At 72.1% G+C, this 11,123-nt stretch carries 11 protein-coding genes; 4 read left to right on the forward strand and 7 right to left on the reverse strand.

Annotated elements, in window-relative coordinates; all coding sequences use genetic code 11:
• Positions 1 to 26: 26 nt before the first annotated feature.
• A complete protein-coding gene (locus ACWDS7_RS21115) occupies positions 27 to 344 on the forward strand; it encodes a hypothetical protein (protein WP_451930642.1) in 318 nt (105 codons plus the stop codon).
• Positions 345 to 421: 77 nt separating this feature from the next.
• Positions 422 to 787 carry a VOC family protein gene (locus ACWDS7_RS21120; RefSeq protein ID WP_306866878.1) on the forward strand — a complete coding sequence of 122 codons (366 nt, stop codon included), beginning with the start codon at positions 422 to 424 and terminating at the stop codon, positions 785 to 787.
• A 30-nt stretch (positions 788 to 817) separates the two neighbouring features.
• Here ACWDS7_RS21120 and ACWDS7_RS21125 read toward each other — a convergent pair whose 3' ends face one another.
• From ACWDS7_RS21125 to ACWDS7_RS21150, 6 genes are all read right to left on the reverse strand, one after another.
• Entirely contained in the window at positions 818 to 1,423 is a 606-nt protein-coding gene (locus ACWDS7_RS21125; protein WP_306866881.1) for a response regulator transcription factor, read from the reverse strand.
• A complete protein-coding gene (locus ACWDS7_RS21130; protein ID WP_451930643.1) occupies positions 1,420 to 2,526 on the reverse strand; it encodes a sensor histidine kinase in 1,107 nt (368 codons plus the stop codon). Before ACWDS7_RS21130 ends, ACWDS7_RS21125 begins: the two co-directional genes overlap by 4 nt.
• Positions 2,527 to 2,536: 10 nt before the next feature.
• On the reverse strand, positions 2,537 to 2,917 hold the full coding sequence (locus ACWDS7_RS21135; protein ID WP_306866887.1) for a hypothetical protein: 381 nt from the start codon (positions 2,915 to 2,917) through the stop codon (positions 2,537 to 2,539).
• Positions 2,918 to 2,919: 2 nt separating this feature from the next.
• Positions 2,920 to 3,360, reverse strand: coding sequence for a hypothetical protein (locus tag ACWDS7_RS21140; RefSeq protein WP_451930644.1), 441 nt, complete (start codon positions 3,358 to 3,360; stop codon positions 2,920 to 2,922).
• A 239-nt stretch (positions 3,361 to 3,599) separates the two neighbouring features.
• Positions 3,600 to 6,095: a DNA gyrase/topoisomerase IV subunit A gene (locus tag ACWDS7_RS21145; protein WP_306866892.1), complete on the reverse strand. Its 2,496-nt coding sequence runs from the start codon at positions 6,093 to 6,095 to the stop codon at positions 3,600 to 3,602.
• A 342-nt stretch (positions 6,096 to 6,437) separates the two neighbouring features.
• The gene (locus ACWDS7_RS21150) at positions 6,438 to 7,019 is read right to left on the reverse strand and encodes a GNAT family N-acetyltransferase (protein ID WP_451930645.1); all 582 of its coding nucleotides are present in this window, start codon (positions 7,017 to 7,019) and stop codon (positions 6,438 to 6,440) included.
• Positions 7,020 to 7,311: 292 nt separating this feature from the next.
• On the opposite strand from ACWDS7_RS21150, the gene ACWDS7_RS21155 reads away from it, so the two are divergent.
• Positions 7,312 to 8,133, forward strand: a complete 822-nt coding sequence (locus ACWDS7_RS21155) for a TauD/TfdA dioxygenase family protein (RefSeq protein WP_306866897.1) — start codon at positions 7,312 to 7,314, stop codon at positions 8,131 to 8,133.
• Positions 8,134 to 8,288: 155 nt separating this feature from the next.
• On the forward strand, positions 8,289 to 10,358 hold the full coding sequence (locus tag ACWDS7_RS21160; RefSeq protein WP_451930648.1) for a RecQ family ATP-dependent DNA helicase: 2,070 nt from the start codon (positions 8,289 to 8,291) through the stop codon (positions 10,356 to 10,358).
• A gap of 84 nt (positions 10,359 to 10,442) precedes the next feature.
• Here the strand turns inward: ACWDS7_RS21160 and ACWDS7_RS21165 are convergent.
• On the reverse strand, positions 10,443 to 11,123 hold a 681-nt coding region (locus ACWDS7_RS21165; protein ID WP_451930646.1), incomplete at its 5' end, for a CorA family divalent cation transporter.

Raw genomic sequence — 11,123 nt, forward strand, 5'->3', positions numbered from 1 at the left:
TGAAGTGCGGCAACCTGGAGAGGGTCATGAGCAGGATCGAATCCCTGGCCGAATATCTGCGTGCCGAGGGCAGGCGGAAGCTGGACCGGGTGGAGGTCCGCGACGGGGGCCGCAACGCCCGTTCGGCGCTCGCCCTGCTCGACGCGGCGGCCTACACCCAGTCGCTCGACGACGACGATCCGCTCCTGGCGGTGCTCGTGGAGGCCGGATGCTACGGCCCGCACGGCTTCGACGACTTCCAGCCGGACGGGCGGATCACGGGGCTCGTCCGTTCGTGGGAGTCCGGTGAGCCCTGGCAGCTGCTGCTGGCGATCCGGTCCGCGCTCCAGGGCTCACTGGCCTGACCGGGGAGGAATACCGCCGAGATCCCGGGGGACACTGTCATCGGCTTCATGATGGTGTCGTCATTGAGGAGGAAACCGTGGCAATCGCGCGGATGCGGTCAGTCGTCCTCGACTGTCCGGACCCCAAGCGCCTTGCTGACTTCTACAGCGCGCTCCTGGGCTGGGAGATCACTTCCGTCGAGGACGACTGGGTGGTCGTCACCAACGGGCAGCCAGGACGGCTCTGCTTCCAGCTCGCCGAGGACCACCAGCCGCCGGACTGGCCCAACCCCGACCGGCCCCAGCAGCTGCACCTGGACCTGACGGTGGACGACCTCGACAGGGCCGAGGCCGAGGCCCTCGCGCTGGGCGCGGTCAAACACCGGCACCAGCCGGGCGAGAACGACGGGTTCCGGGTCTTCCTCGATCCGGCCGGGCATCCGTTCTGCTTCTGCGTGGACTAGGTCCCCGCCGGACGTGAGAAGCCGGCGAAGTCAGAGCCAGCCCTGGTCGCGGGCGAGCACGAACGCCTCGGCCCTGCTCGACACGCCGAGCTTGGTGACGATGGCGGCCATGTAGTTGCGCACGGTGCCGTTCGACAGGTGGGTGCGCCTGGCGATCACCGCGACCGGAGTGTCATACTCCGCCAGCCTCAGCACGTCGAGCTCGCGCGGCGTCAGCGGGCACTCCGGCGCGGTGAGCGCGTCCGCGGCCAGCGCCGGGTCGACGTAGCGGCCGCCCGCGTGCACCCGTCTTATCACGTCGGCCAGCGCCCCACCGGGCGATCCCTTGGGCAGGAATCCCTTGGCCCCGGCCTCCAGCGCCCGCTTGAGCAGGGGCGGCCGGCCGTACCCGGTGAGGATGACGACGGCGCAGGAGGGCAGCGCGGCGGCGAGCTCGGCGCTGACCTCCAGCCCGCCGAGCGCGGGCATCTCCAGGTCGACCACGGCCACGTGGGGGCGGTGGGCCAGCGCCGCCTCCACCGCCGCCCGGCCGTCGGCCGCCTGCGCCACCACCTCCAGGTCGCCTTCGAGGCCGAGCAGGGCCGCCAGCGCCGACCTGATCAGCTCCTCGTCGTCGGCGAGCAGGACCCTGATCACAGGGTCACCTCGAGCGTGAACACGCCGTCGTCGAGGCTGGTGCGGAGCGTGCCGCCCGCTCCGGTCAGCCGCTCGGCCATGCCGCGCAGCCCGGAGCTGTGGCGGTCGGGACCCGCCGCGGTCGCGCCGTCGTTCGTCACGGTCATCCGCACCTCGTCGTCGTCGCGGGAGATCTCGATCCTGCACCAGCCCGCCCGGCTGTGCCTGAGCACGTTCGTGCTCGCCTCGCGCAGGACGTGCGCGAGCTGGGCGGCCACCTCCTGAGGCAGTTCGCCGCGCGGCTGGGAGGTGGTGCAGCGGACGCCGGAGGAGCTGAGCACCCGCTCGACCGCGGTGAGCTGGGCCCGCAGGTCCACCTGGCGGTAGCCGTGCACGGTCTGCCGCAGGTCGGTGAGGGCGGCGGCGGCCAGCCGTCGCAGGTCCGCGACCTCCTGCGCGGCGCGCTCGGGGGCCCGCTCGGCCAGCTCGGCCTTCAACGCGATCACCGAGAGATCGTGGCCGAGCAGGTCGTGCACGTCCCGCGCGAATCTCAGCCGCTCCTCCGCGGCGGCCAGCCTGGCCTGGGCGGCCCTGCCGTCCTCGGCCTCCAGCAGCAGGTTCCACAGCCAGACGTGCAGGCCGCTGACCAGGACGGTGGCGATCCCGCTCAGCGAGGTGACCAGCACGTACTCGTGGACCGGGCCGCCCAGCCACCAGCCGACCCCGGCGGAGACGGCCACGGCCGCCGCCATGACGGCGACGGCCACGGCGCGCCCGGCCAGCAGCGGCGCCGTGGCGAACACCGAGGCGCCGATCCATCCCCAGGTCTCCCACCGCCCGGCGCCGGCCGGCCCGGCCAGCGGGATCGAGGCGAGCGTCGCGATCGCGAACGCGACGATCAACCTCCGGTGCGTCTTCCCGGACAGCGCGGGCGTCACCGCGGCGTACAGCACCCCGGCCTGGGCGGCGGCGAAGGCCAGGACGGCGGCGGCGCCGAGCGCCGCTCTGACCGCGCTCGGCTCGCGCAGCAGCCCGGCTCCGGGCATGACCACGCCGGCCAGCACGGTCATGCTCAACGTGGCCAGCGTGGCGATCCTGGCCCGGCGCAGCCGCCTCTCCCGCACGAGCGTGATTCTAGGCCGCGACATCCTGTCCTCTCCGTACGGCCAGCGTCGTGAGAACCGGCACGACCACGTAGCCCGGTGCGACGGTGGCGAAGTAGGCGCCGACGTCGAAGGGGACCATCAGGTAGTGGCAGAGGTCCATCACGATCAGGACGGCGGTCCACAGCAGGCCCAGCAGGAGGCCCTCGGCCGTCGAGGCGCCGCCGGCCCTGCGCAGGTAGTGCAGGGCGAGGCCGAGCACGATCGTGACCAGGGCGCCCGTCTTCAGCGTCACGAACAGCGCCGTCCCGGTGGCGGCCTCCGGCAGGGCCTCGACCGCGCCGACCACCAGGGAGACCCAGACCACCCAGGTCGTCAGTCCGTACAGGACCGCTCGTACGGGGAGTCGCATGGTCACGTCCCCGGGAGGAACAGGAGTGAGGCGCCGACCAGGAGGTCGATCCATATGCACCACTCGGCGTACCAGCGGGGCACGACCCGGCCGGCCTTGAGGTGGGCGGCGTCCCAGACGGCGTGGGCCAGCCAGCCGGCCGCGACGACGTAGCGGCCGACGTCGGGATCGGCGACCAGCGCGATCACCACCAGCAGGATGTACGCCAGCAGCCCGGCGCCCTGCAGCGTCAGCACGCCGGGCCTGCGCAGCTCGCCGCGGGCGGCGCCGAAGGCCAGGTAGGCGAGCGCCAGGAGCGGCAGCAGCCAGGTGGTGTCGTCGCCGGGACGCCAGCTGTCGGTGGTCAGGAACATGAAAAGACCCATGGCGAGGCCGGCCAGCGTGGGCCAGCGCCGCCAGATCGCGGCGGCGGGGCGGAGAGGGAGAGCGGGTGTGTCGTCCATGTCTCAACGATCGGGCGGCCGGCGCGCAAAGGGCAGATGCGGAACGCACGGACCGGCCGTGCGTTCCGCATGCCGGCCGGGCCCAGAGCCGGCCGGGCCGGTCCGGCCGGGGCCGAGCGCCCGCGGGGCCCCTCAGGGACGCGCGGGTCCCGAGAGGCCCCGGGGGGTCACCCGCTCGGCCGGCGCGGCGTCGCGTCCGGCGGACGCGGGTCCTGAGAGGCCCCACGGGGCCCGGAGGGTCACTCTCCGGACGGAGCCGGATCTCCGGCGGCCGGCTCCTCGCCGGACGCGCCGAGGGCGCCGCCCACCGCCGCCACCGTGTGGGTGAGACGGACGCCGGAGCCGTCACGGCGGCCCAGCTCCTCGGGGAGCGGGACCGGCTTGCCGACGGTGGAGACCGCGCGGGCCGGCGCGGGACCGGCCCAGGCGAGCAGCAGCACGTCTTCGCCCTTGAGGAAGCGCTGGACCCGGACGCCGCCGGTGGCGCGGCCCTTGGCCGGATATTCGGCGTAGTCGGAGACCTTCGCACCGCCGACCTGGGTGCCGGGCAGCGCGGTGGAGGATCCCGCGATCGTCACGACCCGGGACTCGCGTGCCGGGTCGACCACGCCGAACCAGATCACCGTGGCGCCGCCGTCCAGCCGGACGCCCGCCATGCCGCCCGCCGGACGGCCCTGCGGCCGGACGTTGGCGGCGGGGTAGCGCAGCAGCTGGGCGTCGGAGGTGATGAAGACCAGATCGTGCTCCTCGGTGGTCAGCTCCACCGCTCCGACCACGGTGTCGCCGTCCTTGAGCCCGATGACCTCGAAGTCGTCGCGGTTGGCCGGATAGTCGGGGACGACCCGCTTGACCACGCCCTGCGCGGTCCCCAGGGCCAGGCCGGGGCCGTCGGGGTCGAGCGAGCCGATGCCCACGACCGTCTCGTCCGGGGCGAGGGTGACGTATTCGGAGACGGGGTGTCCGCCGGACAGCGACGGCGGGTTGGCCGAGGGGGGCAGCGTCGGCAGGTCGACCACCTGGATCCGGATCATCCGGCCCTGGTTGGTGACCACGCCCACCTCGCCCCTGACCGTGCTGTTCACCACGGAGACCAGCACGTCATGGGCCGAGCGCTCGCCCTCGCCCGCCAGCGGGGAGGCGTCGGCCGTACGGGCCAGCAGGCCGGTCGAGGAGTAAAGCACCAGGCACGGGTCGTCGGCCACCTCCAGGGGCGCCGAGGCGTTCCTGGTGATGCCGGAGGACTCCAGCAGCACCGTGCGGCGGGGCGTGCCGAAGGTCTTGGCGACCTGGGCGAGCTCGTCGGAGACGACCTTGCGGAGCTTGTCCTCGGAGGACAGGATCGCGGTCAGCTCGGCGATCTCGCTCTCCAGCGTCTCCTTCTCCCTGTCGAGCTCCAGCTTGTCGAAGCGGGTCAGGCGGCGCAGCGGGGTGTCGAGGATGTAGCCGGCCTGGATCTCCGACAGCTCGAAGACCTCCATCAGCCGCTCGCGGGCCTGGGCCGAGTCGTCCGAGGAGCGGATGACCTGGATGACCTCGTCGATGTCGAGCAGGGCGATGATGAGGCCCTCGACGAGGTGCAGGCGCTCCTCGCGCCTGCGGCGGCGGTAGGCCGAACGGCGGCGGACCACGTCGAGGCGGTGGTCCACGTAGACCTGGAGCAGCTCGCGCAGGCCGAGCGTGCGCGGCTGGCCGTCGACCAGCGCCACGTTGTTGATGCCGAAGGTCTCCTCCATCGGCGTCAGCCGGTAGAGCTCCTCCAGCACGGCCTCGGGGATGAAGCCGTTCTTGATCTCGATGACCAGGTTGAGACCCTTGTGCCGGTCGCTGAGGTCCTTCAGGTCGGAGATGCCCTGGAGCTTCTTGGCCGTGACCAGCTCCCTGATCTTGGTGACCACCCGCTCGGGGCCCACGTTGAAGGGCAGCTCGGTGACGATGATGCCCTTGCGGCGGGGGCTGACCTGCTCCACGGAGCACTTGGCGCGCATCCGGAAGGTGCCGCGGCCCTTGGCGTAGGCGTCGCGGATGCCGTCGAGGCCGATGATCGTGCCGCCGGTGGGCAGGTCGGGGCCCGGGACGAACCGCATCAGGTCGTCGAGCGTGGCGTCCGGCTTCTTGATCAGGTGGCGGGCCGCGGCGACGACCTCGACGAGGTTGTGCGGCGCCATGTTGGTCGCCATGCCGACCGCGATGCCGGTGGCCCCGTTGACCAGCAGGTTCGGGAAGGCCGACGGCATGACCGTGGGCTCGGTCTCCTGGCCGTCGTAGTTGGGCTTGAAGTCGACGGTGTCCTCGTCGATCGACTGCACCATGGCCATGGCCGCGGCGGCCAGCCGGGCCTCGGTGTAACGCATGGCGGCGGGCAGGTCGTCGGGGGAGCCGAAGTTGCCGTGGCCGTCGATCAGCGGCAGCCGCATCGAGAACGGCTGGGCCATGCGGACCAGCGCGTCGTAGATGGCGGTGTCACCGTGCGGATGCAGCTTGCCCATCACGTCGCCGACGACCCGCGATGACTTGACGTGTCCCCGGTCGGGCCGCAGGCCCATCTCGCTCATGGAATAGAGGATGCGGCGCTGGACCGGCTTGAGGCCGTCCCTGGCATCGGGCAGCGCGCGCTGGTAGATGACCGAGTATGCGTATTCGAGGAAGCTGGTGCGCATCTCGGCGGAGACGTCGATGTCGACGATCCGCTCCTCGAAGTCCTCGTCAGTCGGGGGTGTGGTCGTCCGTCGGGCCATCTGATTTCCTGCGCGGGCACCTCGGCCTTCAGACCGAGAGGGAAGCGCATCCTCCTTCTGTCTTCGCTGTCTTCGTGGTGTGACGGTGGTCCTCGGCTCGCTGGAGGAGCGTCGGGTCGGTGTGCGGGGTATCGGTATATCCCGTGCCGATGGCGATGCGGTAGCGTACGACGACGCGTCCTGTGCGCTCACGCACGGGGAACGGAGTCGTCGAAGGCGCCTCCTCGATGATGACGGGGCTGATCCGCGGGCTCAACCCCGATCGGCGTGACCGGATGCTGTGCCACGATTCGTTACGATACTCACGCCGTCCGACACTTCCGGACCGTCTGTCGGGATCGTTCAGGCGTCGGGCGTGCGAGGCCCGGCCCCCGGCCACGGGCCGGGCGCGGGCCCCTCATACTCGTCTCCGGGGGCGTTCAGCTTGGTGTCGAAGACCCGGAACCCCCGTGCCCGGTAGTTGGCGAGCGCGACCGGGCTGTCGAGGGAGCAGGTGTGCAGCCAGACCCGCCGGGTGGGCTCCCGCTCCGGCTGCCGCTCGGCCAGGTCCCAGGCGCGGGCCGCGCCGGTCTCCAGCAGGTGGCCCCCGATGCCCTTGCCGATCGCCCAGGGCAGGAGGCCGAAGCAGGTGATCTCGACCGAGGCGTCGTCGCCGGGCACGAGCTCGACGTAGCCCGCCGGGGTGCCGCGGTGATAGGCCACCCAGGTCTCCACGCCGCGCTCCAGCCAGTCGGCCCACTGCCGCCAGGTCCACGGCAGCCGCTCGGCCCAGTGCCAGTCGCCGCCCACGGCCGTGTTCAGGAAGCGGCTGAACTCGGGGGAGACGACCTCGGCGCGTACGATGTCGACCTCGATCGCCGGCGGCTTCGCGGGGAGCAGGTCGGAACGCGAGGTCTGTTCGAGGTACCACGTTGTGACGTCCATATGAGATGCATCAAACCACGGTGGCGAGCGTGGCCGGTCCGCCCGCTCCCGCCGGGAACGGCCGCCCGTTCACGTCCGGTCCGTCCGGCCGCTCCCGCCGGGCCCGTCCGCCTGCCCCCGCCCGGTCCGTCCGGTCCGGGCGGGAGTGATCCCCGGCGCCTTCTCCCCGGCCCGGGCGGGGCATATGCTTGACCAAGCGGTTGCTTGATAGGCGCGGTCGGGCGACGCTCGGAGCGAGGGGCTGCGGCCCCTGTGATCGGCATGCGGCCACAACCGGAGGGGCGTCCACAAGATGATCGAGTTCAGGCCCGTCACCAGGCACATCGGCGCCGAGGTGAGCGGTGTCGACCTGCGCAAGCCACTGTCGGAGGGCGAGGTCCAGGAGATCCGCCGGGGCTGGCTGGAGCACAAGGTCCTCTTCTTCCGCGACCAGCACATCAACGACGAGGAGCACATCCGCTTCGCCGAGAACTTCGGCTCCATCAACCACCCGGCCTTCAAGAAGGACAGCGGCACCCCGATCCACATCCTCGACCAGACCGACCCCAAGGGGGAGGGCGGCGACGAGTGGCACAGCGACAACACCTTCGAGCCCGTCCCGCCGATGGGCTCGCTGCTGCGCTGCGTGCAGCTCCCCAGCGTCGGCGGCGACACCCTGTTCGCCAACACCTATCTGGCCTACGAGACGCTCTCGCCGCCCATCCAGCGGCTCTGTGACGAGCTCACCGCGATCCACGACATCACGGCCTCGATGAAGAAGGCCATCTCCAAGGGCCACGACTTCGACCTCGCCGAGATTCAGGCGAAATGGCCGCCGATCGAGCGTCCCGTGGTCCGGGTCCACGCCGAGACCGGGCGCAAGGCGCTGTTCGTCAACCGCTCCTCCACCACCCGGCTGGTACAGCTCTCCGACCGGGAGAACGAGGCGCTGCTGCCGTATCTGATCGACCACATCCGCTCGCCCGAGTACCAGGTCCGGCTCAACTGGCGGCCGGGCACCCTGGCCTTCTGGGACAACCGCAGCACCCAGCACTACGCGGTGGCCGACTACACCGAGCGCCGCCGTATGCACCGGGTGACCATCAACGCCTTCCCGGAGCACCTGGACCGCTGACCGGCCCACCGGCGGGGGCGCGGGGCCGGCCGATGGGCGGGCGCCGGCGCGTGATCCGGTACGGCCCGCGGGCCGTACCGGAGTGAACCCGCGGGCCGTACCGGAGTGAAACAGTCACCGGGACCTGGTACCAATGACCGGTGAGCGAAGAGCAGATGCTGCGCGAAGAGGCCGAGGGGCGGCTGCGGGCGCTGGCGGGCGAGCACGCCCGGCTGCGCGAGGACCAGTGGGCGGCCATCAAGGCGCTGGTCATGGACCGCCGCAGGGTGCTCGTGGTGCAGCGGACCGGCTGGGGCAAGTCGGCGGTCTACTTCATCGCCACCGCGCTCCTGCGCGAGCTGGGCGAGGGGCCGACCGTCATCGTGTCACCGCTGCTGGCGCTGATGCGCAACCAGATCGCCGCCGCCGAGCGGGCCGGGATCAACGCGGTCACGATCAACTCGGCCAACCCCGAGGAGTGGGAGCAGGTCTACGGCCAGGTCGCCGAGGGCATGGTCGACGTGCTGCTGGTCAGCCCCGAGCGGCTCAACAACCCCGACTTCCGTGACCAGGTCCTGCCCGAGCTGGCCGAGAGCGCGGGCCTGGTCGTGGTCGACGAGGCGCACTGCATCTCCGACTGGGGCCACGACTTCCGCCCCGACTACCGGCGGCTGCGCACCATGTTCGAGGAGCTGCCCGAGGGCGTGCCGATCCTGGCCACCACCGCCACGGCCAACGCCCGGGTCACCCGCGACGTCGCCGAGCAGATGGGCGAGGAGACGCTCGTCCTGCGCGGGGCGCTGGAGCGCGAGAGCCTCCACCTGGGGGTCGTCCGGCTGCGCGGCGCCGAGCAGCGCCTGGCCTGGCTCGCCCGGACCCTGCACGAGCTGCCCGGCTCCGGGATCGTCTACACCCTCACCGTCGCCGCCGCCCAGGAGATCGCCGCCTATCTGCGCGAGCAGGGGCACGAGGTGGCGGCCTACTCCGGGCAGACCGAGCAGGCCGAGCGGCTCGCCGCCGAGCAGGCCCTGCTCGACAACAAGATCAAGGCGCTGGTCGCCACCTCCGCGCTGGGCATGGGATACGACAAGCCCGATCTCGGCTTCGTCGTCCACGTCGGCGCGCCGCCGTCGCCCGTGGCCTACTACCAGCAGGTCGGCCGGGCGGGGCGCGGGGTCGAGCGGGCCGAGGTGATCCTGCTGCCCGGCGCCGAAGACCGGGAGATCTGGGCCTACTTCGCCTCGCTGGCCTTCCCGCCCGAGCCGGTCGTGCGGACCGTGCTCGCCGCCCTCGGAGAGGGGGGCGTGCTGTCCACGGCCGCGCTGGAGAACAGGGTGGACCTCAGCCGCACCCGGCTGGAGACCATGCTCAAGGTGCTCGACGTGGACGGCGCGGTGCGCCGGGTCAAGGGCGGCTGGGAGGCCACCGGCGAGACCTGGGGCTACGACGCCGACCGCTACGCCCGGGTCGCCGCCGAGCGCGAGGCCGAGCAGCGGGCCATGCTCGACTATCTCGACACCGCCGAGTGCCGGGAGATGTTCCTGCGCCGGCGCCTGGACGACGACACCGCCACCCCGTGCGGGCGCTGCGACAACTGCACGGGCGCGCACCGCTCGCCCGAGGTCGAGGCGCGGGCGGTGGAGCACGCCGCCGAGAGCCTGCGGCGGCCCGGGGTGGAGATCGAGGCGCGCAGGCAGTGGCCGACCGGGCTGACCGACCTCAAGGGCCGGATCAAGCCCGAGCTGGGCGCCGAGCCCGGCCGCGCCCTGGGGCGGCTGACCGACATCGGCTGGGGCAACCGCCTGCGCGGCCTCCTCGCCGACGGTGCCCCCGACGGCCCGGTCCCCGACGACGTCTTCGCCGCGATGGTCAAGGTGCTGTCGTCGTGGGAGTGGGCCCAGCGTCCGGTCGCGGTGGTCGCGATGCCCTCCGCGGCCCGTCCCAAGCTGGTCCGCAGCCTGGCCGAGCGGCTGGCCCAGGTCGGCCGCCTGTCCTATCTGGGCGACCTCGGATACCGCTCGGGCCCGCCCGGCCGCCAGTTCAACAGCGCGCAGCGGGTCCAGGCCGTCCGCGGCACGCTCGCCATGCCCTCGGCGCTCGGCGCCGCCGTCGCCGGGGCGGGCGGCCCGGTCCTGCTGGTCGACGACCGCGTCGACACCGGCTGGAGCATGACGCTCGGCGCCGCCATGATCCGTCACGCCGGGGCCCCCGCGGTGCTGCCGCTCGCCCTCGCGGTGACGAGCTAGGCGGGCTGCCAGGCCGGGCCAGGCCGGTGACGCGGCCGGCGGGTGGGAGACCTCCGAGCGCGGCGCGTCACCGGTCCGCAGCGGTCACAGCCACCCCCGCCGCCTGAACATCACGTAGAGCACGGCGGATCCCAGCACCATCAGGACCAGTGCCAACGGGTAGCCGGCGATCCAGTGCAGCTCCGGCATGTGGACGAAGTTCATGCCGTACACGGTGCCGACGAGAGTGGGGGCGAAGAAGATCGCCGCCCAGGCGGAGATCTTCTTGATCTCTTCGTTCTGGGTGTAGCTGGCCTCGGTCAGGCGCTTGACCTCCGCGTTCTGCGCCTGGCCGACCAGCGCGGCCTTGATGGTGAGGGTGGTCTGGTAGAACTCGATCACCCCTTGGAGATACTCCCTCTCGCCGTCGGCCAGGGTGCGGATCCGGTCGAACTGGTCGGCGACGTCGACCACCAGCCGCCGCCCCTCGGGGGAGACACGGGTGAGGTTGGTCATCCTCCCGTAGATCGCGCCGCCCAGCGCGCCCATGGTGCGTACGGCGAGCAGGCCGTGCCGGGCCCGGAACAGCTCGTTGAGGAACTCCTCGGGATCGCCGACCTGTCCGCCCGTGACCCGCTGCTCCAGCCGCCACACGTCGCTCGTCACCGTCTCCACGTACTCCTCCTGGTTGCGGATCAGGGCGGAGACGATCGCGTACGACACCGGGCACCTGGCCGAGGTCGGTGCTCTTGCTCCAGTCGCGGCCGTCCTTGCTGGTGTAGACGG

The organism is Streptosporangium sp. NPDC003464 (assembly GCF_053588315.1).